Source organism: Mycobacterium sp. 852002-51971_SCH5477799-a (assembly GCF_001667145.1).
Classification (GTDB): Bacteria; Actinomycetota; Actinomycetes; order Mycobacteriales; family Mycobacteriaceae; genus Mycobacterium.
The window spans coordinates 292,988-315,942 of record NZ_LZIF01000116.1; the positions used below are offsets into that span (position 1 = coordinate 292,988).

The following is a 22,955-nucleotide window of genomic DNA, read 5'->3' on the forward strand; positions in this document are numbered from 1 at the left end:
CGGCCGTTGCGGGGAGTCCGCGTCCACCGCATCGGTTCGGTCCGCGGGTTGCTCGCCGCCCGACCGGTCCCTAGCCATGGATGACAGCGCCCCGATGCACCGTTCGCCGGCACCGCGGCAGAGCGTCGCCCGGGCCCACTCGTGGCAGCGCGGGAACCCGCGCACGCGGGTCGGTCGACCAGCGCTGGACGGTGTCACGCGGGGCGTGCACCTCCAGGTCCCCGGCATCCCAGATGACATACGAGGCCGGAGCTCCCGGCACCAGGGTGCCCGCGTTGCCATCGCGGACACCGGCCGCCCGCCAGCCGCCGCGGGTGGCGGCCGCGAACGCGGCCCGCGCCGAGACCCCGCTGCCCGGGGTGCGGTGGTTGACCGCCGCGCGCACACTCACCCACGGGTCGAAATCCGTGACCGGAGCATCGGAACCTAGCGCTAGGGGCACGCCTTGGGATGCTAACAGCGCAAAAGGGTTGAGCCGACTGCCTCGCCGGGCACCGAGGCGCCGCGCGTACATGCCGTCGGCGCCGCCCCACAACGCATCGAAATTGGGCTGCACGCTGGCGATGACGCCCCAGCGGCCCAGCTTGGTGGCCTGATCGGCGCTGACCATCTCGACATGCTCGAGGCGGTGTCCGCACCGTGCTACCGCGACCGGCCCGAGGTCGGCGACGACGCGCTCGAGGGCACTGACCACCGTCGCGACCGCGGCGTCCCCGATGACGTGGAACCCGGCGGTGACTTCGGCCTGGGTGCATGCCCGCAGGTGCGCCTCGACGGCGTGGGAATCCAGGTAGCAGGTTCCGGTGCGATGCGGCGCATCCGCGTACGGCTCGTGCAGCCAGGCGGTGCGTGACCCCAGTGCCCCATCGACGAACAGGTCGCCGGCCAGCCCGTGGGCTCCGGTCGCCGCCATCAGCTCGCGCGCCTGGGTGGCGCTGCTCACCGGCTCACCCCAATAACCGATCACCTCGACGCCATGGTCGAGGGCCCGCAACTGCAGCCAGTCGTCGATCCCGCCGATCTCGGGCCCCGCACATTCGTGCACCGCGACGATGCCCACCGCGGCGGCGGCCCGCAGAGCCGCGGCACGGGCTTCGGCGAGCTGCTCCGCCGTCAGCCGATCACGGGCAACGGCTCGCACCAGATGGTGTGCGTCGCCGACCAGCGGCCCCTCGGCGCTGAAACCCGCCGCCGCTGCAAGGTCCCCTACCAGCCGTCGCAATCCCGTGGACGCGAGCGCGGAGTGCACGTCCACGCGGGCCAGGTAAGCGGGCCGGTCACCGAGGACGGCGTCCAGGTCGCCGGTGCTGGGTGGGGCGCTCTCCGGCCACGACGTTTCGTCCCAGCCATGCCCCCACACCGGCTGGCCTTGGTGCGCGACGGCGTAGTCGGCGACCATCTGCAGGCACTGGGCGTACGAGGCTGCCGAACGCAGGTCCAGCCCGCTGAGCGTCAGCCCGGTGGCGGTGAGATGGATGTGGCTGTCCACGAACCCCGGCGCCACGAAACGGCCCTGAAGGTCTTCGACATCGGCACCGGGAAACATGCGGCGGCCGACCTCGTCGGCGCCGAGCCATGCCACGATCCCGTCACGGACGGCCATCGCGGTCGCGTCGGGTTGGGCCGGGCTGTGAACCCGGCCGTTGACCAGCAGGGTTACCGGCGTCGGGCTAGCGGTCACTGTCGGTCACAGCCCAAAACTACGTGCACCGGTCCGAGTGGCAATAACGATGATCAGATGGCCGCACCGCGTCAGCGGCGGTCGTATCGTTGCGGCGCCTCGATATGGCGGACATCGATGACCTCGCCGTCGATGTAGTCGCCGTGGCCGCGGCCGGCGTCCGAGTAGGTCCCGCTGGGAGGCGAGGGCGGGTATGGCGCCCCGCGGAAGGCGCTCGCGTAACTGAGTCCCGGCATCTGCCGCTGCAACTTGCGCACCGCTATGGCGGTCAACCCGGGGCCGACGGCCGACCGTACCGGCGGGATGAGCAGCAACATGCCCACCGCGGCGCTCACCAGGCCGGGCACGAGCACCAGGAGCGCGGCAAGGCTGACCAGCGCACCGTCAGCGGCCGCAACGCGTTGTCCGGTCAGGCCCGAGCGCAGCTGCCCGATCCGGCGGATGAGGTGCGAACCCGCCAGCGGGGCCACGATCCCCCAGCCGAGCAGGAAGGTGGCCAACAGCGCCAGCAGGGTCCAGCCCCATCCGATCGTCGATACCAACGCGAAGATCACCGCGAGTTCGACGACCGCGTAGATCACCAACAGCCGCGACACCATGCCAGACCAACGTCCGCGGACCGCCCCCGAGTTCCCATGGTGCTAGCCGGCGTGATTGCAGTTAGATGACGCTATGACGACGATTCACATCGATACCCCCGACGGACCGATCGATGCGTTACTGAGCACCCCGCCGGGACAGGGTCCGTGGCCGGGTGTGGTGGTGATCCACGACGCGTTCGGTTATGGCCGGGACAAGCAGTCGATCAATGACCGCATCGCGGCGGCCGGTTATCTGGCGGTTACCCCGAACATGTATGCCCGCGGCGGCCGCATCCGCTGCATCACCCGCGTCATGAAGGAGCTGCAGACGCAACGAGGCCGTGCCCTCGATGACATCCTGGCGGCCCGCGATCACCTGAAGGCCATGCCGCAATGTTCCGGCCAGGTCGGCATCGCGGGCTTCTGCATGGGCGGTCAGTTCGCTCTTGTCATGTCGCCCAAGGGCTTTGGTGCCGCCGCGCCGTTCTATGGCGCCCCCCTACCCCGCAACCTCGACAGGACGCTCGACGGTGCATGTCCGGTGGTGGCCAGCTTCGGCGCCCGTGACCCGCTGGGCCGGGGCGCGCCCGAGAAGCTGAACAAGACCATCGCGGCCAAGAACATCACCGCCGATGTGAAGACCTATCCGGGCGTCGGGCACAGCTTCGCCAACGAGCTGCCCGCCCAGCCGCTGCTTCGCATAGCGGGCTTCGGCTACGACGCGGACGCCACCGAGGATGCGTGGCGGCGGGTGTTCGCGTTCTTCGGCGAGCATCTGGGAGCCGGCGCCGCGACGTAGCGGGTCAGTGCGCCGCGTTCAGCTTGTGCGACAACACCGTTGCGAACGTGTGGGTGTCGCCGGGCCAGCGCGCCGACAGATAATCGCCGTCGTCGACGACGAATGCGGGCCGCGAGTCGGTCGGCGTATCGCGCGCCACCCCCGAGGTTTTCAGCTGCCAGTGTGGTGATCCGCGGGCGACGTCGCGGAAATCGGTGGGATCTTCAAGCGCGCGCGTGACTTCCGACTGCACGGACATGTACCCGCCCGGTTGGCCCGGTTCTTCGGAATAGGTCCGGTAGTAGTCGCGATCCCAAAACCGGGTGAATCGAGTGAGGCGCCAGGCCAACCGCTCCATTGCCCACGTCAACGCCGTGGTCTTGCGTCCGTACAGGACGGACCGGCCGCTCGTGGGATCGATGCTGCGCGCGGCGAGCAGCACCCCATGGCAGATGGCGGCCACCACCAGCCCTCGGGCGAAAGCCTCGACGACCAGCCGGTGCAGGATGTCACTGTCGATGTAGCTGCGCATCCCGCGGGCGCGGTGCCCACCCGGCAGCAACAGCCCGTCGACGCCGTCGAGGGTGGCTTGCGTCCAGGTAAGCGGATGCTGAAATGCGTTGGAGCGCAACATTTCCCGATAGGCGCTGCGCCCGGCCTTATTGGCGCGCAGGGTCAGACCGACCAGCGGGATGGCGCCCAGCAGCGGCAGCGCCGACCAGATGTCCAATCCGCGGCCCGTCACCATGATGTCGTCGGCCACTCCGGGCCTGCCGGTTTCGGTCGCGAAAACCACCCGGTGGCCGTTTCGCGTCAACACCGACCAGCTGACCGCGACCTCGGTCGGGTCGAAGTCGCGGTCCGGGATCGGGATGAGAACGGTGGCCACGGCGCCTTCCCGGTTACGCCATTTTCAGTTCGAGGCCGACGTTGTTGTCCATGCCACCGCGCAGCTTGCTGAAGAAGTTGAACACCTTGCCCACCACGCCGTAACGCTTGCCGATCGCGTCGTAAACGGCGGCCGTCTCCGACTTGTCGAGAATGGCCGCCGTTCCCTCGACGGCCTCGCTGGTCGGGCGGCCGTTCATGGTGCAGGTGGCCAAGGTGACGCGCGGGGTGTTGCGGATTCGCTTGACCTTCCACGACTTTTCCTGGGTGATGACCAGGAGCCGGTCTCCGCGCTGTTCGTCCAGGGCGGCCCAGATGGGCGTCGGCTTGGGCTTGCCGTCCTTGGTGAACGTGGTCAGCAGGATGTACTGCGTATTGGCGAGATCGGCGAAGGTCGGTGTCACCAGGACAACTTACCGCCGCGGCTGCGGGCGTCGACATTCTCGGCACTCGGCTGCGATAGTCATGGAGCTTAAGCGTAAACGCTATTTTCAGTTAAGACCGCGGAGCACCGACCGAAAGTAGGCGACCATGGACGTGCCCGGACCACCACCCGTGCCGCAGTGCGCCGCTCGGGAGCGATCGACCATCCGCGAACCATCCCACCGCCTACGACGCGGCGGCCTGAATCCGTGAGCACTCCCCGCACGCGGCGACGCGAAAAACTCGGTCCGGACGCAGCGGTGCGCCGCGCGATCCTGGCCGCCGCTTCAACGGTTGTGCGGGAGCAGGGAATTGGGAAGCTCAGCATCGGCGCGGTGCTGGAACGGGCCGCGCTGGGCACGCGAGCGTTCTATCGGCATTTCGAATCCAAGGACGAATTGGTGGCCGCGCTCTTTCTCGACATGGCCCGCGCGGAGGAACGGCGACTGCGTCGCCGGATGGCACCCGCTGCCACGGAGATCGACGCGGTCGCGGCGTGGATCGATGGACGACTCGACCTGGCATTCGATGACAACATCAGAGCCGACTTGCGTCGCCTGTCGATGGAAGCTCAATCGCAGTCCTCCGCGCTTGTTCAGCCCGCGTACGCCGAGATGCTCAAGCCGCTCAGCGAGACGCTGCAGCGCGGTCTGGCGAGCGGGACGTTCCACCACATCGAACCGATGACGGACGCCCAGTTCATTCACGGGGTGGTCTGGGCGGGCATCAACCAACACTGGGCGACGGGCGATTTCGACCGCACCGTTCTGCGCGACCGCATGCTGCAGTTCTGCCTGCGCGGCCTGGGCGCGCGGGTCGCAGAACCGATCGAAGGAGAGTAGCGATGGATTTGGGATTCGCCGGATCGACGGTCGTGGTCACCGGTGGCAGCAAGGGTATGGGCCTGGCCATCGCCGAAACCCTTGCGGAGTGAGCCAGCTTGGCGGTGATGGCCAGAGGCCAGAACGCCCTCGATGCCGCCGTCTCGTCGCTGCGGCGAGCGGGCGCTCCGGATGCCGTGGGCATCAGTGTGGATATGACCGAGGCCGAGTCCATCGCCGCCGGCTTCGCCGCCGTCTCGCAACGTTGGGGGCGAGTCAACAGCCTGATCCACACGATCGGACCGGGAGACGGCTATTTCGAGCAGATGGACGACAGACAGTGGGACGAGGCATTCACCCTCGGCACGATGTCAGCCGTCCGGTCGATTCGCGCCGCCTTACCGCTGCTGCGCTCCGCGGATTGGGCCCGCATCGTGACGTTGTCGGCGCATTCGATTCAGCGTCAAAACCCACGGATCATCGCCTACACCGCATCGAAATCGGCGTTGGCCAGTGTCACCAAGAACCTATCGAAAAGCCTTGCCAAGGACGGCATTCTGGTCAACTGCGTGTGTCCGGGGACCATTGTGACCGCGAGCTTCACCGAAGCGCTCAACGACATCCTCACCGCCGACGGCCTGGACGCCACCAATCCGATCGACGTCATGACCTGGATCGACAACAACTTTCACCAACCCTGTGACCTCGGCCGCGCCGGACTTCCCGAAGAGGTCGCCTCCCTGACCGCCTATCTGGCGTCGCGGCGCAACGGCTATGTCACCGGCGCGACGGTCAATGTCGATGGCGGGTCGGACTTCATCTAGCGCCGCTTAGGCCGCACCTCGCGCCGAGTGTGCGGCCAGCCGCACGTTCGGTGTCGAGTGTGCGGCTGGCCGCAGACTCGCGTGGGGCCGCACACTCGCGCGGGAGCCTAGCCTTCCAGGTCGCCCTCGGTTTCCAGCAGCGCCTGCCGCAGCCCGTCCAGGGTCTCCGGTTGCGGCGCCTCCCACATGCCGCGTCCGGCTGCCTCGAGCAGCCGCTCGGCCATGCCGTGCAGGGCCCAAGGATTCGATTCCGACATGAATTTGCGGTTCTCCGGGTCCAGCACGTAACGCTCGGTGAGTTGTTCGTACATCCAGTCGGCCATCACACCGGCCGTCGCGTCATAGCCGAACAGATAGTCCACCGTCGCCGCCATCTCGAACGCGCCCTTGTATCCGTGCCGCCGCATCGCCGACATCCAGCGCGGATTGACGACGCGCGCGCGGAATACGCGGGTGGTCTCCTCGGACAGGGTGCGGGTGCGGATGGCATCGGGCCGGGTGTTGTCGCCGATATAGGCGGCCGGGGCCTGGCCGGTCAGCGCGCGCACCGTGGCCACCATGCCGCCGTGGTACTGGAAATAGTCGTCGGAGTCGGCGATGTCGTGTTCGCGGGTGTCGGTGTTCTTGGCGGCCACCGCGATACGCCGGTACTGCCGGTTCATGTCGTCGACAGCCTCGCGACCGTCCAGGTCACGGCCGTAGGCGAAGCCGCCCCACGCGGTGTACACGGCGGCGAGATCGGCGTCGTCGCGCCAGTTGCGGCTGTCGATCAGCTGCAGCAATCCGGCGCCATACGTGCCCGGCTTGGAACCGAAAATCCTTGTGGTGGAGCGCCGTTGATCGCCGTGCTGAGCCAGATCGGCCTGAGCGTGGGCACGGACGTAGTTCTCCTCGGCGGGCTCGTCGAGGTCGGCGACCAGCCGCACCGCGTCGTCGAGCATCGTCACGACATGCGGGAAGGCGTCGCGGAAAAACCCCGAGATCCGCACCGTTACGTCGATGCGCGGACGGCCTAGCTCGGCCAGCGGGATCGGCGCCAGGTCGACGACGCGCCGCGACGCGTCGTCCCATACCGGCCGGACACCGAGCAGGGCAAGAACTTCGGCGATGTCGTCGCCGGCGGTGCGCATCGCCGAGGTGCCCCATACCGACAGCCCGACAGATTGCGGCCACTGTCCGTGATCGTCGTGGTACCGGGCCAACAGTGAATCGGCAAGCGCGACACCGGCTTCCCAGGCCAGCCGGGACGGTACGGCCTTGGGATCAACGGAGTAGAAGTTGCGCCCGGTGGGCAGCACGTTGACCAGACCGCGCAGCGGTGACCCGGACGGGCCGGCCGGGATGAAGCGGCCATCGAGGGCGCGCAAGACCTGCTCGATTTCGGCGGCGGTGCCTGCGAGCCTTGGCACCACTTCGGTGGCCGCGAATCGCAGCACCGCCGCGACGTCGGCGTTGTCTGTGATCCGTTCGGCCGCATCGGCGTCCCAGCCCGTCGCCTGCAAAGCGGCGATGAGCTGGCGGGCCACGACCTCGGTTTTGTCGACTGTGGTTCGGTCGTCGGTGCCGTCCTCGGCAAGCCCCAGCGCCTGCCGCAATCCGGGCAGGGTGCGCTCGCCGCCGAACAGCTGGCGTGCGCGCAGGATCGCCAACACCAGGTCCAGCTCGGCCTCACCGGTTGGCTGTTGCCCCAGGATGTGCAAGCCGTCGCGAATCTGGACGTCCTTGATCTCGCACAGCCAGCCATCGACGTGCAGCAGCATGTCGTCGAATGAGTCTTCTGCGGGCCGCTCGGTCAGACCCAGGTCGTGGTCCATCTTCGCTGCCCGCATCAGCGTCCAGATCTGCTGGCGGATGGCCGGCAGTTTGCTCGGATCCAGGGCGGCGACGTTGGCGTGCTCATCGAGCAACTGCTCCAAACGCGCGATATCACCGTAGGATTCGGCGCGCGCCATCGGCGGGATGAGGTGGTCGACGAGAACGGCGTGCGCGCGCCTTTTGGCTTGTGTGCCCTCACCGGGATCGTTGACCAGGAACGGGTAGATCATCGGCAGGTTGCCCAGCGCGGCGTCAGGGCCGCAGGCCGCCGACATGCCCAGCGTCTTGCCGGGCAGCCACTCCAGATTGCCGTGCTTACCCAGATGCACCACCGCGTGCGACCCGAAGCCGGCGTCCAGCCAGTGGTAGGCGGCCAGGTAGTGGTGGCTGGGCGGCAGGTCCGGGTCGTGATAGATGGCGACCGGCTTCTCCCCGAAGCCGCGGGGTGGCTGCACCATCAGCACCAGGTTCTCCGATTGCATTGCGGCGATGACGATTTCGCCGTCGGGATCGTTGCTGCGGTCCACGAAGAGATTCCCCGGCGCCGGGCCCCAGTGCTCGGTGACGGCCTCGGTGAATTCGGCGGGCAGGGTGACGAACCATTCGCGGTAATCCTTGGCGGACACCCGGATCGGGTTGCCGGCGAGTTGCCCTTCGGTGAGCCAGTCGGGATCCTGGCCCCCCTGCTCGATCAGCGCGTGGATCAGGGCGTCGCCGTCATTGGCCTCGACGCCCGGCAGTTCACCTACCCGGTAGCCGCGATCGCGCATCGCCTGGAGCAGGGCGACGGCGCTTGCCGGCGTGTCCAACCCGACCGCGTTACCGATGCGGGCGTGCTTGGTGGGATAGGCCGAGAACACCAGGGCCACCCGCTTGTCGGCCGGGGCGACATGGCGCAGCCGCGCGTGGCGCACCGCCAGTCCGGCGACCCGGGCGCAACGTTCCGGGTCGGCGACATAGGAGATCAGCCCGTCCTCGTCAATCTCCTTGAACGAGAACGGGACCGTGATGATGCGGCCGTCGAACTCGGGCACCGCCACCTGACTGGCCACGTCGAGCGGACTCATCCCGTCATCGTTCGCGCGCCACTGGGCGCGGGGGCTGGTCAGGCACAGCCCTTGCAGAATCGGAATATCCAGGGCGGCAAGGTGTTCGACGTTCCAGCTGTCGTCGTCGCCGCCGGCGGACACCGTGGCCGGCTTCAGTCCCCCGGCCGCCAGGACGGTGACCACCATCGCGTCGGCGTCGCCGAGCCGTTGCAGCAGTTCGGGTTCGGCGGTGCGCAGCGACGCGCAGTAGACCGGCATCGCCCGCGCGCCGGCCTCCTCGATGGCCCGGCACAGCTCCTCGACGTAGCCGGTGTTGCCGGCCAGGTGCTGCGCACGGTAGTACAGCACGGCGATCGTCGGGCCGTCGGTATCGGCGGAGTTCGGTCGCGGCAGCTCTCCCCACGTCGGCGTCACGACCGGCGGGGTGAACCCGAACCCGGTCATCAACACGGTGTCCGAGAGGAAGGCGTGCAGCTGGCGCAGGTTGTCCACGCCGCCATGGGCCAGATAGATGTGCCCCTGCACCGCGATCCCGGCCGCCAGCGTGGATAGACCGGTCAATTCGGCGTCGGCGGCCTGTTCGCCGCTGACCAAAACCGTCGGCACCCCACTGGCGATCACGGTGTCGATGCCGCTTTCCCAGGCCCGGTAGCCGCCGAGGATCCGCACCACCACGATGTCGACGCCGGCCAGCAGGTCGGGCAGTTCGTCTTCCGAGAGCCGCGACGGGTTGGCCCACCGATAGTTCTTGCCGCTGGAACGGGCGCTGATCAGGTCCGTATCGGATGTCGACAGCAGCAGGATGGTCGGCTCAGCCACCCATCATTCGTACCGCAACCGGGCGCGGTGGCGGCTAGTGGGACCGCTCAACCGCCCAGCACCGCCGCGATCCGGTCGGCGACCTGTTGCGCCACGCTCCGGGCCGGTCCGTCCTTCGCCGGTTCGTAGCGATCGGCGAGGGCGTCGTAGTCGGCACCGGCGATCGAGCCGTGATCGGCGGGCAGTTCGACCACCTCCACCGGCCAGCCGACCCGCTCCAGGCGGGCGGCGAAGTCTCTGCTCGCGGCCACGGGGACGACGTCGTCGTCGATGCCGTGCAGCAAGGTGAACGGCGAACCGATATCGGCACCGCTGAGCCCGTCGGTCAGCGGCGCACCGAAGATGGGATCGGGGACCATGAAAGCTCCGGCGAGGCAGACCGTGTGCGCGGGAGCGAAGTCGAGTCGCCCCGCGTGCAACGTCACGCCCGCCGCCGCGGCACCGCCCATCGACCACCCGGCCAGCAGGATGCGCTCTGCGTCGGTGGCGAGGTTGCGGGCGAACTCCAGGGACGCCAGCAGATCCGCACGCCCGCCGTCTTCGGCATGGGAGTTCCAGTCCGGTGCAACCACCACGGCGCCACGCTCGGCCAGCATCCCGGCCAGTGGGCCGACGGCGGCGCGGGCATCGGTTTGCGCGCCATGCCACAGCAAGATCGTGAACGGCGCAGGCTCGCCGAAGACGTCGGCCATGCGGCCCGGGGCATATTCCACCGTCCTCACGGGCATCAGGATGCCCGCGCCAGGGCGTGTTCAATCCATGGACGACGGGCGTGATCAGCTGGCGAGGCCGCGTCGCAGCGCCTCGTTGAACCGACGGTCGACCCAGTTGGCAAACCTGGGCGACGATGCGAGCTGACCGGCGGCCGCGAACAAGTCAGCCAGCTTCTGTTCGGACGCGACCACGTCATCACCGAGTTCGGTCGGTAGCCGCAGGCTGCGCGTCGCCGCGACCGTCGCCACTTTGGGATCCAATCCGACTGCTGCCGAATAGCTTTGAGCCCATTCCTGCGGATGAGCCCTGGCCCACTGCACGGCCTTCTCGAAACGCACCAGCAGGTCGGACAGTGCGGTGTTGCGTTTCGGGTCGTCCAGCGCCTGGTCGGATGCGACACCGACCCAATCGCCATTGGTGACGCCCTGCGCCTCGGCGATGCTACGCACCGGGATCTGCTGCTCGGCCTGGGCCGTGTACGGATCCCAGATGGCCCAGGCGTCGGCCCGGTGCTGACTGAACGCGGACAGCGCATCGGCGGGCTGCAGGAATACGAACTTCACCTCGCCCGGTTTGAGCCCGGCCTTGTCCAGCTGGGCCAGCAGGTTCGCGTGCGACGAGCTGCCCCTGGCGACGGCGACGGCTTTCCCACGCAATTCGGAGACCGACGTGATCGGCGAATCGGCATGCACCAGAACACGATTGCCTGCCCCACCGCCACCGTACGCGGAGACTGCCTTGATCTTCGCGTTGCTGGCGGCCCCGAAGATCGGCGGCGTGTTACCGGTGATCGCGAAGTCGATCTTGCCGGCGGTGGCCGCCTCCACTTGCGGCGGCCCGGAGGTGAACGTCGAGAACGCGACTCGATAGGGCAGGTTGTCCAGCTGCCCCGCGGCGCGCAGCAACGCTTCGGTCCCACCCTTCTGGTCCCCCACCTGCAGGGTGAGACCCGACAGCTCCGACAAGGGCACCGCGGCCGGCGCCGGCTTGGGGCCCAAACTGGCGCTGCGCGAAACACATCCGGTCAGCAGCAGACCGAGCGCGGCCACCAGCGCGATGAATCCTCGCATCAAAGCCGCACCCCAAGACGATCCAGCAGCTCGGCGCGATGTTGCTCCGTGTGGGGACCCGGATCACCAGGTCCGCGGCGAGGCTCGTCGATAAACAGCGTATGGACGACGAGGCCTTCCTCAAGCACCAGCACGCGATCGGCCAGGCCCACCGCTTCGTCGACATCGTGGGTGATCAACAACACCCCGAAGCGGTGCCGCCGCCACAGATCCAGCAGCAGGGTGTGCATGGTCAACCGGGTCAGCGCGTCCAGCGCGCCGAACGGCTCGTCGAGCAACAGCAGTTGAGGTTCCGCGACCAGCGCCCGGGCCAGCGAAACCCGTTGCGCCTGACCGCCGGACAGGGTCAGCGGCCATGCGCCGGCGTGGTCGGCCAGCCCGACGTCGGTCAGCGCCCGGTCGGCGCGATCCCGGACTTGCGCCCGCGGCAAGCGGCTGCGGTTAAGGCCGTAACCGACGTTCGTCCGCACATCGCGCCATGGAAACAGGCGCGGCTCCTGGAATGCGAGGGCCGGGGCGCCGGCCGCCACACGCTGCCCGCTGTGGTCGTCCGACAGACCGGCGAGTACCCGCAGCACCGTCGATTTGCCCGAACCGCTACGCCCGACCAGCGCGACGATCTCACCGCTACGCACCCGCACCGAAACGTCTTTCAACACCTGCCGATTGCCGTACCACTTGTCGACGTGGCGCAGTTCCCCGACGATGCCGACCGAGCCGCGGGTAGCGGCGTCCGATTCCGCGATGAGTGTCAAGACCGGGCCTTTCAGTGTCGGTAGCGCAGCGTGCGACGTTCGATGAGCCGGACGATCGCATCAGTGATGATGCCCAGCAGCGCATAGATGGTCAGCCCGAAGATGATGATGTCGATCCGCAAAAAATCTCGGGCATTGTTGATCAGGAAGCCAATTCCCTTATCGGCGTTGATCTGCTCGGCGACGATCAACGTCAACCACGCGATGGCGAGCGACTGCCGGAAACCGACGAGCACCTGCGGCGCCGTGCTGGGCACGATGATCCGGGCGACCCGCTGAAAGAACGAAAAGCCCAGCACCTGAGCGGTTTCCAGCATCTTGGGGTCGACCTGCCGGATCGCCGAAAACGTGTTGAGGTACAGCGGGAAGACCACACCGAGGGCCACGAGCAACACCTTGGGCAGCTCGCCGATGCCGAACCAAAGGATGAACAGCGGGATCAGGCCAAGGTGTGGCAGCGCCCGGATCATCTGCATCGGCGGGTCCAGAGTCGATTCGACCCAGCGGGACAACCCGACCGCCGCGCCCGCCACAAGTCCGATGATCCCGCCCAGCACCAGCCCCTCAACAACGCGGACGGTGGAGATGTGCAGGGCGTCAGCGAGCTGACCATTGCGGGTCAATTCCACGCCGGCCTGGACGATCAAGGAGGGAGCAGGAAGCACATCGGCGGGGATCGCACCGAGCGCGCTGCCTAGCTGCCACAACGCCACCAGGGCCAGCGGCGACACGACGCGCGCGACTTCCCACTTGCGGCGGGCCCATAATCCGCTTGGCCCACCGGCTGGCGCGCTGCGCGGGTTGCTCGACGCAGCGTCGAGCGCGGTGGCGATGCTCACCGTGCGGACGCTATGGCGCGACCAGGGGCTTGAGTAAGGGTTTACGTCTGGCTGAAGGCAATCCCGGCCACCGTCTTCGACGCGCGCCGTACCGTGGACGGGTGACCAGGACGCGCGACACGGACGCATGCCCGGGTGCGCTGCAGGTGCACCAGGCGGCCGATGGACCCTTGGCCCGGATCCGGCTGCCCGGCGGCATGATCACGGCCGCCCAGCTGGCCGCGTTGGCTGCCGCCAGCAGTCAGTTGGGTTCGGGCACGCTCGAGCTGACCGCCCGGGGCAACGTGCAGTTGCGCGGGCTGACCGAAGTTACCGCGGTCGCCGAGGCGCTGGCGACCGCGGGTCTGTTGCCGTCGATGACGCATGAGCGGGTCCGCAACATCGTGGCGTCACCACTGTCTGGGCGCTGCGGCGGCAATCTCGATGTGCGGCACTGGGTCGGCGAACTCGACGCCGCGATCTGCGGCGAGCCCAGGCTCGCCGAGCTGGGCGGCCGGTTCTGGTTCAGCCTGGACGACGGGCGTGCCGACGTGTCGGGGCTGCGCGCCGACGTCGGCGTGCACGCGTTTCCCGACGGCTTCGCGCTGCTGCTGGCCGCGCGCGACACCGGTGTCCGGCTGGCGGGCGACGAGGTGATCGAAACGCTGATCACTCTCGCACTGCGATTCGTCGACATCCGCGGGACAGCTTGGCGCGTCAAGGAATTGGACGATGCCTCGCAGCTGCTACCGAACGCCGAACAGCGCGCCACCTCCTTCCCGGCCGTCACCAAGGCGCCGGTGGGCTGGATCAGCCAAGACGACGGCCGGGTGACGCTGGGCGCCGCGGTGCCGCTGGGTGTGCTGCCGGCACGCGTTGCGGAATATCTGGCTGCGATCGAGGCGCCGTTGGTGATCACGCCGTGGCGCTCGGTGCTGGTGTGTGACCTCAATGAAGAAGTGGCCGATACCGCGCTGCGGGTGCTGGCGCCCTTGGGCCTGGTGTTCGACGAGAACTCGCCCTGGCTGACCGTCAGCGCCTGCACCGGCAGCCCCGGCTGCGCACGCTCGGCCGCCGACGTGCGGGCCGACGCCGCGCAATCGCTGGACGCCGACTCGACAGTGCACCGACACTTCGTCGGCTGCGACCGGGCGTGCGGCAGCCCCCTCGCCGGTGACGTGCTGGTGGCGACACCAGACGGATATCGGAGGCTCTAGCCGGGCGCGGCGGGTCGTCACGCCAGCAAGCTTTAGGGTGGGCGAGTGCTCGACTACATTCGCGACGCGGCCGAGATCTATCGCCAGTCGTTCGCGACGATTCGCGCCGAAGCCGACCTGGCGCGATTCCCCGCCGACGTGGCACAAGTGGTGGTGCGGTTGATCCACACCTGCGGCCAGGTCGACGTCGCCGAGCGCATCGCGTTCACGGACGACGTCGTCGAACGGGTCCGTACGGCCCTGCGCGGCGGCGCTCCTGTGCTGTGCGATTCGTCGATGGTGGCCGCCGGGATCACCGCCGCGCGGCTGCCGGCCGACAACCAGGTGGTGTCCCTGGTGGCCGATCCCCGGGCGGCCGAGCTGGCCGCACGTCGGCAGACCACTCGCTCGGCCGCCGCAGTGGAGCTGTGGGCGGACCGGCTGCCCGGCGCGGTGCTGGCGATCGGCAACGCTCCTACCGCCCTGTTCCGGCTGCTCGAGTTGATCGACGACGGAGTCGCCCCGCCGGCCGGGGTGCTGGGCGGTCCGGTGGGTTTCGTCGGGTCGGCGCAATCCAAACAGGAGCTCATCGACAACCCGCGCGGAACGTCGTATCTGGTGGTGCGGGGTCGGCGCGGGGGCAGCGCGATGGCCGCCGCGGCCGTCAACGCGATCGCGAGCGACCGCGAATGACCGTGCAAGGCGCCTCCAGGGGCACTTTGTGGGGCGTCGGGCTGGGGCCCGGGGACCCGGAATTGGTGACCGTCAAGGCTGCCCGGGTGATCGGCGAGGCCGACGTGGTGGCCTATCACAGCGCCCGGCACGGCCGCAGCATCGCCCGCGGGATCGCCGAACCGTATCTGCGGCCAGGGCAGATCGAAGAGCACCTGGTCTACCCCGTCACTACCGAGACGACCGACCATCCCGGCGGCTATGCCGGTGCGATCGAAGACTTCTACATCGAGGCCACCGAGCGCATCGCGGCGCACCTCGACGCCGGTCGCAATGTGGCACTGCTGGCCGAGGGTGATCCGCTGTTCTACAGCTCCTACATGCACCTGCACACCCGGCTGACCGAACGGTTCGAGGCGGTCATCGTGCCCGGCGTGACCTCGGTGAGCGCGGCCTCGGCGGCCATCGCGACGCCATTGGTGGCCGGCGACGAGGTGCTGTCGGTGCTGCCGGGCACCTTGCCGGCCGACGAGCTGACCCGTCGGCTGGCCGACGCCGACGCGGCCGTCGTGCTCAAGCTTGGACGTTCGTATCACGCTGTGCGCGAAGCGCTTTCGGCATCGGGACAGCTTGAGGACGCGTTCTACGTGGAGCGGGCCAGCACCGCCACGCAACGCATACTGCCCGCCGCCGACGTCGACGAGGCCGGTGTTCCGTACTTTTCGCTGGCGATATTGCCGGGCGGCCGGCGTGGACGGCACACGCCCGCCGTCGGCAGCGTCACGGTGGTGGGGCTGGGCCCTGGTGACATGGACTGGATGACGCCACAGACCCGGCGGGAGCTTGCCGCGGCGACCGACCTGATCGGCTACGGCGGCTACCTGGACCGCGTGCCGGCCCGCGACGGCCAGCAGCGCCACCCCAGCGACAACCGCGACGAGCCCGAACGGGCCCGGCTGGCCTGCGCGCTGGCCGAACAGGGCCGCACCGTGGCGGTGGTCTCCTCGGGTGACCCGGGCGTGTTCGCGATGGCGACCGCGGTGCTGGAAGAGGCCAAAGAATGGCCAGGGGTGCAAGTCCGCGTCATCCCGGCAATGACCGCCGCCCAGGCGGTGGCCAGTCGGGTCGGTGCCCCGCTGGGGCACGACTATGCGGTGATCTCGCTGTCCGACCGCCTCAAGCCGTGGGAAGTGATCTCCGCCCGACTGCAGGCCGCCGCTGCCGTCGACCTGGTGCTGGCGATCTACAACCCGGCTTCCAAGACGCGAACCTGGCAAGTCGGCGCGATGCGTGACATATTGCTGGCCCACCGCGAACCCGGCACTCCCGTGGTGATCGGCCGCAGCGTGTCCCGCCCCGACGAAGACGTCCGCGTGGTCAGGCTGGCCGACCTCAACGCCGCCGAGATCGACATGCGCTGCCTGCTGATCGTCGGCTCGTCGCAAACCCAGTGGTACTCACACGATTCCACCGACCGCGTCTTCACGCCCCGGCGCTATCAGGCCTGAAACCGCCGGTTAGTCGCGGTCCCAGGTGCTCGGCATCATCGGCACGGTGGGTCCGTCGCTCAACCCGTCGCGGGTCAGCGTCGCCAAGCCGGTGGCTTGCGCGGCATCGGATTTGGTTGCGGCACCAGCGAATCCGAGCGGCCCCGCGCCCGCATCGGATGCCAGGAGGGATTCTGCGGGGTCGAGGTCCATGTACTCGTAGCGGTAGGCGTGATCTTTGGCCTCTGCCCCGCGACGTCGACGACTGCGCAACCGCGCAGCGGTCGAGGCCGCGGCGGCGGCCGGTGCTTCGGCGTCGTCGAGCCCGGGCTCCTGAGACTTCCTTCGCGCGCGACTGCTGGCACTGCTGCTTGACGACAATCCCGCCAGGCCGACCGCGTACTGCATGTCGGTCATGCCGGCGCCGACGCCATCGGTGAGGCCGGGACCGAAGCCGACGCCCGGACCGCCGCCGACCGGTCCGCCACCGGATGCGGTGGCCACACTTGGCGCCGGGCTGGAAGCCGTGGCGCTGCTCGCGTGTGCCGGGGTACCGGCGGGCATGGTCGGCGTCGGAGCCGGCGTGGTAGCCATCGGCGCCGGCGGTGCCGTCGCCAACGGCACGCTTACCGCCGGCGCAACGGCGGCGGCACTCACAGCACCGGCGACAGCCGCGGCCACGCCTGCGGCAGCGGCAGCGGAAACAGCCGCGATCATGAACGGAGCAACCATCACTCCCAGCTGAGCCGCCTGCACCAGGGGCCAGACGAGCATCAACGAGTGAAAGATGAACCACCCCAACGCTGTGGCCAGCGCGGGACTCATGCCGGGAATTTGCATGAAGAAAGACGACACCCCATTGGCAAATGGAACCGCGTCAATGGGCCAGCCGTCGGGGTATATCTCCTTCCCGAGTGGCCAGAGGACGTTTTGGGTGAAGTCCGAGAGTGCCTTCGCTAGGTCGTCCTGCCATGAGGTGGTGGGTGGAGTCTCGGAAGCGGTATCTGCTGCCGCCGCCTGGACCTCGCCGCCCGGCGTGACTATCTGCGGCGCGGGCGTCGTCGCCGGAACGGCCGCCAGGGCGGATTCGCTGACGACCTGGTAGGTGGTCATCGTCGTGGCTGCCTGCACCCACATGCGGGCGTAATCGGCCTCATTGACGGCGATGGGGATGGTGTTGATCCCGAAGAAGTTTGTGGCAACCAACGCCGCATGCACGGCGTGATTGGCGACGAGCTCGGGCATCGTCGGCATCGCGGCCAGCGCCGCCGTATACGCGCCTGCCGCCGTCTCATGTAGCGCCGCGGCGGTCGTGCTTTTGGTGGAGCTCTCCAGCAGCCAGCTCAGATACGGGGCATGCGCCGCCACGTACTGCTCAGCGCTCGGCCCTTCCCACGCGCCACCCTGCGTGGCGCTCAGGAGTGCGCTGAGCTCCTCGGCCGCCTCGGCGTATTGGGCGCTCATTGAAGACCACGTCGCCGCGGCGGTAAGCAACGCCCCAGGTCCCGGACCACTGCTGAGCAACGTCGAGTGCACTTCGGGCGGGAACGCGATCCAGATCGGGGCGGTCATCGTCGGGGGCCTTCAGGCAAAGACACGAATACCTCTTCGGTGAATCATGCGGGTGGGCTGGCGATGCTTACGAGCAGAGGTCGGTTGTCGGCACCGTTTAGTTCCCCGCGATTTCGTTCTGACGCTAAATCTCCCGAGTCTTTGCGCGCCGCCGTGCCATGCGCAACGATGCAGGGATGCGGTGTGAGATCGCGCGCGAAGCGCTGTCGGCTCGATTGGACGGCGAGCGTCCCCAGGTGCTCGCGCAGCAAATCGATGCCCATCTCGAATCCTGCCGCGGCTGCCGCTCCTGGCTGATCGGTGCGGCGGTGCAGACGCGCCGACTGGCCTCGGTGACCCCCGGCGACGGGCCTGACCTGGTCGACAAAATCATGGCTAGCATCGGCGAGCAACCGACCGGACACCAGACCCGGATGCGATGGCTACGAACGCACTACCGGCGGTGGGGCCTGATCGCCGTCGGCCTCTTCCAGGTGGCGATTGCCGCCGCCCAGATCAGCGGCATCGACTTCGGCATGGTGTCCGGTCACATGCACGGCGCGATGTCCGGCGAACACCTGATGCACGAGTCGACGGCATGGTTGCTGGCATTGGGTCTGGCCATGGTCGCCGCGGGCGTCTGGCCGGCCTCCGCGTCGGGGGTGGCGGCAATCACCGGTGTCTATTCCCTTGCGCTGCTGAGTTATGTGATCGTCGACGCCTTCAACGGCGAGGTCACCGCCACCCGAATCGCCAGCCACATGCCCCTGCTGTTGGGCCTGGCGTTCGCATTGCTGGTGGCGCGGGAACGAGTGGGCTCGCACCGACGGCACGGCTCCGATGCTTCCGACGACGCCGAGGTCCCGGCATGGGCGGCGGACTCAGCCGGTGGTCGCCGACGCGGCCATCTGAGGCCCATCAATCACGCGGCCGTCGACCCCACGGCATCCTCTACGACGGGTCGTCGTAGAATCGGAAAACCCGCACAACGAAGGTGGTTGGGCATGACCGCGCCGAGTGACGACGAGGCCGTAACCGAACTCGCGTTGTCAGCCGCGCGCGGAAACTCACGAGCGCTCGAGTCGTTCATCAAAGCCACCCAGCAAGACGTGTGGCGGTTCGTCGCCTACCTGTCGGATACGGGCAATGCCGACGATCTGACTCAAGAGACTTTCCTGCGCGCCATTGGCGCCATCGAACGATTCTCGGGGCGCTCCAGTGCGCGGACCTGGCTGCTCTCGATCGCACGCCGCGTGGTGGCCGATCACATACGGCACCTCCAGTCGCGGCCCCGCGCCGCCCTGGGCGCCGATCCTGAACACGTGGCGCGCGGGGACCATCACGCGCGTGGATTCGAGGACCTGGTCGAGGTGACGGCGATGATCGCCGCCCTCAACGCCGAACAGCGCGAAGCGCTTTTGCTCACCCAGCTGCTCGGCTTGCCCTACGCCGACGCGGCCGCAGTCTGCGGCTGCCCGGTGGGCACCATCCGCTCCCGCGTTGCGCGCGCCCGCGATGCGCTGCTGGCCGACGGTGAGCGCAGCCACCTAACCGGCTAGCGCGCCCACCCATTCGGCGGCCTCGTGCACGGTGCCGGCGATCAACACCCCCCCGGGTAACGGCGGCCGCGCCACCATCACCACCGGAACATCCAGCGCCGCAGCGGCATCCAGCTTCGCTCGGGTCATGTCCCCGCCGCTGTTCTTGGTGACCAGTGCATCGATGCGGTGGGCGCGCAACAGCGCCAACTCGTCGTCGTAGCGATACGGTCCGCGGGACAGCACTACCCGGTGATGACGGGGCAGTGCGGACGTGTCCGGGTCGGTCACCGCTCGGATGAGAAACCATGCGTCGCTGTCGGCGAAGGCCCGCACGCCCGAGCGCCCAGTGGTGAGAAATACTCGCGAATACCCTTGCCGAGCAACGGTTTGCGCGGCAGCAATGTCCGACTCGACGACGATGGCGGTGCCAGGTTCCCAGGCCGGGCGGGCCAGGATCAGATGCGGGATCCGCAGTTCGCCGCACGCGGCGGCGGCATGCGCCGTCATGGTCGCCGCGAACGGGTGGGTGGCGTCTACGACGGCGCCGATGCGTTCGTCGTCCAGCCAGCGTCGTAACCCGTCGACACCGCCGAAGCCGCCGATGCGCACGGGGCCGACCGGCAGGGCCGGATCCGGAACGCGGCCGGCCAGGGAGCTGATGATGTCGATGCGCGGGTGCAAAGCTTTCGCCAGGGCGCGCGCCTCGCCGGTGCCCCCGAGCAGCAGGACGCGCATTAATGCCTGCTCCCCCGGGCGCGTCCGCGCGAGTACAGGTAGCTGTCGGTAAATCCCCCGGCAGTCAACGCGTCGCCGACCACGATGACGGCGGTTTTGGTGATGTTGGCCCGATGCATCTGTCCGGCGATGTCGGCGAGTGTGCCGCGCAGCACCCGTTCCTGCGCCCAGCTCGCGAAAGCCACTACGGCTGCCGGCGTTTCGGGATGGTAGCCGCCTTCGAGAAGTTGCGGGACGACGGCGTCGATCTGGGCGGCGGCCAGGTGCAAGACCAGGGTCGCGCCGGATTGGGCCAGCGTCGTCAGGTCTTCACCGGGCGGCATGGCCGTCGACAGGGTTGCCACACGGGTCAGGGTCACCGTCTGCGCCACCCCGGGAACGGTGAGCTCGCGCTTCAGCGCGGCCGCCGCGGCCGCGAATGCCGGTACCCCGGGCACGATTTCGTAGTCGATGTCCAAGGCGTCGAGCCGTCGACACTGCTCGGCCAGCGCGCTGAAGAGCGACGGATCACCGGAATGCAGCCGCGCCACGTCCAGGCCGGCGGCGTGCGCCTCGCTGATCTCGGCGACGATCTGTTCCAGCGTCAGCGGGCCGGTGTCAACGACTTTCGCGTCCGGCGGGCACAACGCAAGCAGGTCGTCGGGCATGATCGATCCGGCATACAGGCAAACCCGGCACGTTTGCAGGAGTCGCTGGCCGCGCACGGTGATGAGGTCGGCAGCGCCGGGGCCGGCCCCGATGAAATACACCGTCACTTGGTCACCGTCCACTGGGTAACCGGATACTGCGGGCGCCAGCCGGTGAACGCGCCCAACGGTTCGCCGTGGTAGTGCTGGAAACGTCGCAGCTGGCCACCCAGGCTTTGATGTGCCTGCATCAGAACGGCTTCCGACTCGGTGGTGACCACATTGACGACGAGCCGCCCGCCGGATGGCAGGTTGTCCCAGCAGGCGTCGAGCAGGCCGGGCTGGGTCAGTCCGCCGCCGATGAAGATCGCCGACGGCGGCTCGGCACCCTCGAACGCCTCGGGGGCGTCGCCACGCACATCGATGCCGACGCCGAACGCTGCGGCGTTGACGTCGATGTTGCCCCGGCGTCCTTCATCGCGTTCGAATACCACTGCGCTGCAACCCGGCCCACTCAGGCACCACTCGACACTAATGCTGCCCGCGCCGGCGCCGACGTCCCACAACCGCTCCCCCGGCCGTGGCGCCAGGGCCGCCAGCGTCACCGTGCGGATGCCCTGCTTGGTGATCTGCCCGTCGTGGGCGAACGCGTCGTCGGGCAGGGGTGACACGCGTTCGTCGGGCAGGTAGCGCACGGCAATCACGTTGAGGTCGTCAAGGTCTCGGTCCTCAGCCCAGTCGCGTGCGATGCCCTCGCGGTGGTGCTCGTTTGGGGCGCCGAGTCGTTCGAGAACGGTGAACTCCGAATCACCGCGACCGTGGGCAGTGAGAAGGGCGGCGAGCTCGTGCGGGGTCGATTTGCTTTGCGACAGCACGATCGCTTGGCCGCCGCGGCGGACCGCGGTGCGCGGCTGCGCGGTGACCAGACTGATCACCTCGGTGTCGTGAACGTTCCAGCCCATCCGCGCGCACGCCAGCGTCACCGACGACACGTGCGGTAACACCCTGACGTTGTCACGGCCGTGCAGGCGAATCAGGGTGCCCCCGATGCCGTGCAGCAGCGGATCGCCGCTGGCCACCACGTGCACGACGCCCCTGTTCTCATCGAGCAGCGCTTCCAACGCGGGCAACATCGGTGACGGCCACTGCCGCCGGGGCGCGGACACCGTGCCGTCAAGCAGGTCGAGTTGCCGTTGTGAGCCGTAAATAATTGTGGCGCTTCGAAGTTCGGCGCGCGAGGGCTCGCCTAGTCCGGCCATGCCGTCGGCGCCGATGCCGACCACGATGATCATGGGCGATGCTCCCCGTCGCTTCGCTCTGCAACGCTAGCGGCGCGGATCATCGTGGCAACCTGCGCCAGACGAACTGCGGCAGCAGTCGCATCACCGCCGCCGCCGGGCCCAACACCCGCGGAATCCACACGGTGCGACGGCCTTTCGCCAGCGCACGCGCGGTCGCGGCGGCCACCTGCGCGGGCGTGCTCGGCAGCGGCGCGGGCGTCATGCCCTCAGTCATGCGGCCGATGACGAATCCCGGCCGGGCGATCAGCAGCCGAACCCCGGTGCCGTGCAGCGCATCGGCCAGGCCGCTGGCGAAGCCGTCGAGGCCGGCCTTGGCCGAGCCGTAGACGTAGTTGGCGCGGCGCACGCGTGCCCCCGCGATCGAGGAGAACACCACCAATCGGCCCTTGCCGGCTTTGCGCATGGCGCTGGCGAGGTGGGTGAGCAAGCTGACCTGGGCCAGGTAGTCGGTGTGCACGACGGCGACCGCGTGCGCGGCATCGGTTTCGGCGCGGGCCTGATCGCCCAGGATTCCGAACGCCAGCACCGCGGTGCCGATGGGCCCGTGATCGGCGACGATCGAGGCGATCAGCGGACCGTGCGAGGCGAGGTTATCGGCGTCGAATTCTCGCGTATCGATCGCCGCAGCGCCGGCGGCTTTGAGCGCGTCGACCTGGTCAGTGAGCCGGTCGGCCTGACGGGCGGCCAGCACGACCGTCGCGCCCGGCGCCAGGAGTCGCGCCAGCTCGATCCCGATCTCGCTGCGGCCGCCCAGGATTAGTACTGGTCCTGCGCCCGTGTCGTCCACGGCTGCGATTATCACCTGCGCTA

The 22,955-nt window shown here is 68.6% G+C and carries 20 protein-coding genes and 2 pseudogenes; 8 read left to right on the forward strand and 14 right to left on the reverse strand.

The annotated features are described in order from the left end of the window. Positions 1-70: 70 nt before the first annotated feature. The gene (locus tag A5753_RS20450) at positions 71-1,603 is read right to left on the reverse strand and encodes an amidohydrolase (RefSeq protein WP_067132585.1); all 1,533 of its coding nucleotides are present in this window, start codon (positions 1,601-1,603) and stop codon (positions 71-73) included. A 149-nt stretch (positions 1,604-1,752) separates the two neighbouring features. Beyond that, on the reverse strand, positions 1,753-2,280 hold the full coding sequence (locus A5753_RS20455; protein WP_067132393.1) for an FxsA family protein: 528 nt from the start codon (positions 2,278-2,280) through the stop codon (positions 1,753-1,755). A 73-nt stretch (positions 2,281-2,353) separates the two neighbouring features. Here A5753_RS20455 and A5753_RS20460 point away from each other — a divergent pair, with 73 nt between their 5' ends. Then, positions 2,354-3,061: a dienelactone hydrolase family protein gene (locus A5753_RS20460; RefSeq protein WP_067132396.1), complete on the forward strand. Its 708-nt coding sequence runs from the start codon at positions 2,354-2,356 to the stop codon at positions 3,059-3,061. Between the two features lie 4 nt (positions 3,062-3,065). Here the strand turns inward: A5753_RS20460 and A5753_RS20465 are convergent, their stop codons facing one another. Together A5753_RS20465 and A5753_RS20470 are read right to left on the reverse strand one after the other, a co-directional pair. Continuing rightward, a complete protein-coding gene (locus A5753_RS20465; protein ID WP_067132397.1) occupies positions 3,066-3,929 on the reverse strand; it encodes a type 1 glutamine amidotransferase domain-containing protein in 864 nt (287 codons plus the stop codon). Between the two features lie 13 nt (positions 3,930-3,942). Further along, entirely contained in the window at positions 3,943-4,332 is a 390-nt protein-coding gene (locus A5753_RS20470; protein WP_067132399.1) for a PPOX class F420-dependent oxidoreductase, read from the reverse strand. 228 nt (positions 4,333-4,560) lie between these two features. Between A5753_RS20470 and A5753_RS20475 the strand changes: the two genes are divergently transcribed. Both A5753_RS20475 and A5753_RS20480 read left to right on the forward strand, forming a co-directional pair. Then, positions 4,561-5,193 carry a TetR/AcrR family transcriptional regulator gene (locus A5753_RS20475; RefSeq protein ID WP_067132402.1) on the forward strand — a complete coding sequence of 211 codons (633 nt, stop codon included), beginning with the start codon at positions 4,561-4,563 and terminating at the stop codon, positions 5,191-5,193. 2 nt (positions 5,194-5,195) lie between these two features. Beyond that, a pseudogene (locus tag A5753_RS20480) lies at positions 5,196-5,996 on the forward strand (SDR family NAD(P)-dependent oxidoreductase). A 107-nt stretch (positions 5,997-6,103) separates the two neighbouring features. Here the strand turns inward: A5753_RS20480 and cobN are convergent. From cobN to A5753_RS20505, 5 genes are read right to left on the reverse strand one after another with little or no spacing between them, the layout of a single operon-like run. Beyond that, positions 6,104-9,679 carry a cobaltochelatase subunit CobN gene (gene cobN, locus A5753_RS20485; protein WP_067132403.1) on the reverse strand — a complete coding sequence of 1,192 codons (3,576 nt, stop codon included), beginning with the start codon at positions 9,677-9,679 and terminating at the stop codon, positions 6,104-6,106. A 47-nt stretch (positions 9,680-9,726) separates the two neighbouring features. Beyond that, positions 9,727-10,401: a S9 family peptidase gene (locus tag A5753_RS20490; protein WP_156656174.1), complete on the reverse strand. Its 675-nt coding sequence runs from the start codon at positions 10,399-10,401 to the stop codon at positions 9,727-9,729. Between the two features lie 54 nt (positions 10,402-10,455). Further along, positions 10,456-11,466: an ABC transporter substrate-binding protein gene (locus tag A5753_RS20495; protein WP_082971406.1), complete on the reverse strand. Its 1,011-nt coding sequence runs from the start codon at positions 11,464-11,466 to the stop codon at positions 10,456-10,458. Next, positions 11,463-12,218: an ABC transporter ATP-binding protein gene (locus A5753_RS20500; RefSeq protein WP_067132421.1), complete on the reverse strand. Its 756-nt coding sequence runs from the start codon at positions 12,216-12,218 to the stop codon at positions 11,463-11,465. The genes A5753_RS20495 and A5753_RS20500 overlap by 4 nt, the downstream gene beginning before the upstream one ends. A gap of 11 nt (positions 12,219-12,229) precedes the next feature. Beyond that, positions 12,230-13,057, reverse strand: coding sequence for an ABC transporter permease (locus tag A5753_RS20505; protein ID WP_067132423.1), 828 nt, complete (start codon positions 13,055-13,057; stop codon positions 12,230-12,232). Between the two features lie 101 nt (positions 13,058-13,158). Between A5753_RS20505 and cobG the strand changes: the two genes are divergently transcribed. Genes cobG through A5753_RS20520 form a run of 3 tightly spaced genes read left to right on the forward strand, consistent with a single transcriptional unit; the run spans position 13,159 to position 16,412 of the window. Further along, the gene (gene cobG, locus A5753_RS20510) at positions 13,159-14,253 is read left to right on the forward strand and encodes a precorrin-3B synthase (RefSeq protein WP_067132429.1); all 1,095 of its coding nucleotides are present in this window, start codon (positions 13,159-13,161) and stop codon (positions 14,251-14,253) included. A 45-nt stretch (positions 14,254-14,298) separates the two neighbouring features. Continuing rightward, positions 14,299-14,925, forward strand: coding sequence for a precorrin-8X methylmutase (locus tag A5753_RS20515; RefSeq protein ID WP_067132434.1), 627 nt, complete (start codon positions 14,299-14,301; stop codon positions 14,923-14,925). After that, on the forward strand, positions 14,922-16,412 hold the full coding sequence (locus tag A5753_RS20520) for a precorrin-2 C(20)-methyltransferase (protein ID WP_067132437.1): 1,491 nt from the start codon (positions 14,922-14,924) through the stop codon (positions 16,410-16,412). The genes A5753_RS20515 and A5753_RS20520 overlap by 4 nt, the downstream gene beginning before the upstream one ends. Positions 16,413-16,421: 9 nt before the next feature. Here A5753_RS20520 and A5753_RS20525 read toward each other — a convergent pair whose 3' ends face one another. Further along, positions 16,422-17,963 carry a PPE family protein gene (locus tag A5753_RS20525; RefSeq protein WP_067132441.1) on the reverse strand — a complete coding sequence of 514 codons (1,542 nt, stop codon included), beginning with the start codon at positions 17,961-17,963 and terminating at the stop codon, positions 16,422-16,424. Positions 17,964-18,139: 176 nt separating this feature from the next. On the opposite strand from A5753_RS20525, the pseudogene A5753_RS24960 reads away from it, so the two are divergent. Together A5753_RS24960 and sigC are read left to right on the forward strand one after the other, a co-directional pair. Continuing rightward, positions 18,140-18,832 (forward strand): annotated as a pseudogene (locus tag A5753_RS24960) (DUF2275 domain-containing protein); the annotation flags it as partial. Positions 18,833-18,946: 114 nt separating this feature from the next. Further along, complete coding sequence (gene sigC, locus A5753_RS24965; RefSeq protein ID WP_231990125.1) at positions 18,947-19,501, forward strand: RNA polymerase sigma factor SigC; 555 nt, start codon at positions 18,947-18,949, stop codon at positions 19,499-19,501. On the opposite strand, the gene A5753_RS20535 is transcribed toward sigC, so the two are convergent. Genes A5753_RS20535 through A5753_RS20550 form a run of 4 tightly spaced genes read right to left on the reverse strand, consistent with a single transcriptional unit; the run spans position 19,490 to position 22,932 of the window. Next, positions 19,490-20,218 carry a cobalt-precorrin-6A reductase gene (locus A5753_RS20535; protein WP_067132448.1) on the reverse strand — a complete coding sequence of 243 codons (729 nt, stop codon included), beginning with the start codon at positions 20,216-20,218 and terminating at the stop codon, positions 19,490-19,492. The genes sigC and A5753_RS20535 overlap by 12 nt on opposite strands. Further along, positions 20,218-20,973: a precorrin-4 C(11)-methyltransferase gene (cobM, locus tag A5753_RS20540; protein WP_067132591.1), complete on the reverse strand. Its 756-nt coding sequence runs from the start codon at positions 20,971-20,973 to the stop codon at positions 20,218-20,220. The genes A5753_RS20535 and cobM overlap by 1 nt, the downstream gene beginning before the upstream one ends. Further along, the gene (locus tag A5753_RS20545; protein ID WP_067132452.1) at positions 20,970-22,136 is read right to left on the reverse strand and encodes a bifunctional cobalt-precorrin-7 (C(5))-methyltransferase/cobalt-precorrin-6B (C(15))-methyltransferase; all 1,167 of its coding nucleotides are present in this window, start codon (positions 22,134-22,136) and stop codon (positions 20,970-20,972) included. The genes cobM and A5753_RS20545 overlap by 4 nt, the downstream gene beginning before the upstream one ends. A gap of 46 nt (positions 22,137-22,182) precedes the next feature. Further along, the gene (locus tag A5753_RS20550) at positions 22,183-22,932 is read right to left on the reverse strand and encodes an SDR family NAD(P)-dependent oxidoreductase (RefSeq protein ID WP_067132455.1); all 750 of its coding nucleotides are present in this window, start codon (positions 22,930-22,932) and stop codon (positions 22,183-22,185) included. Positions 22,933-22,955: the final 23 nt, after the last annotated feature.

Excerpts from the sequence above, each read along its gene's own strand:
- A5753_RS20455 (WP_067132393.1), bottom strand. The coding sequence starts at position 2,280 with ATGGTGTCGCGGCTGTTGGTGATCTACGCGGTCGTCGAACTCGCGGTG.
- A5753_RS20535 (WP_067132448.1), bottom strand. The coding sequence starts at position 20,218 with ATGCGCGTCCTGCTGCTCGGGGGCACCGGCGAGGCGCGCGCCCTGGCG.
- A5753_RS20545 (WP_067132452.1), bottom strand. The coding sequence starts at position 22,136 with ATGATCATCGTGGTCGGCATCGGCGCCGACGGCATGGCCGGACTAGGC.
- A5753_RS20450 (WP_067132585.1), bottom strand. The coding sequence starts at position 1,603 with ATGGCCGTCCGTGACGGGATCGTGGCATGGCTCGGCGCCGACGAGGTC.
- sigC (WP_231990125.1), top strand. The coding sequence starts at position 18,947 with ATGACCGCGCCGAGTGACGACGAGGCCGTAACCGAACTCGCGTTGTCA.
- A5753_RS20460 (WP_067132396.1), top strand. The coding sequence starts at position 2,354 with ATGACGACGATTCACATCGATACCCCCGACGGACCGATCGATGCGTTA.
- A5753_RS20525 (WP_067132441.1), bottom strand. The coding sequence starts at position 17,963 with ATGACCGCCCCGATCTGGATCGCGTTCCCGCCCGAAGTGCACTCGACG.
- A5753_RS20520 (WP_067132437.1), top strand. The coding sequence starts at position 14,922 with ATGACCGTGCAAGGCGCCTCCAGGGGCACTTTGTGGGGCGTCGGGCTG.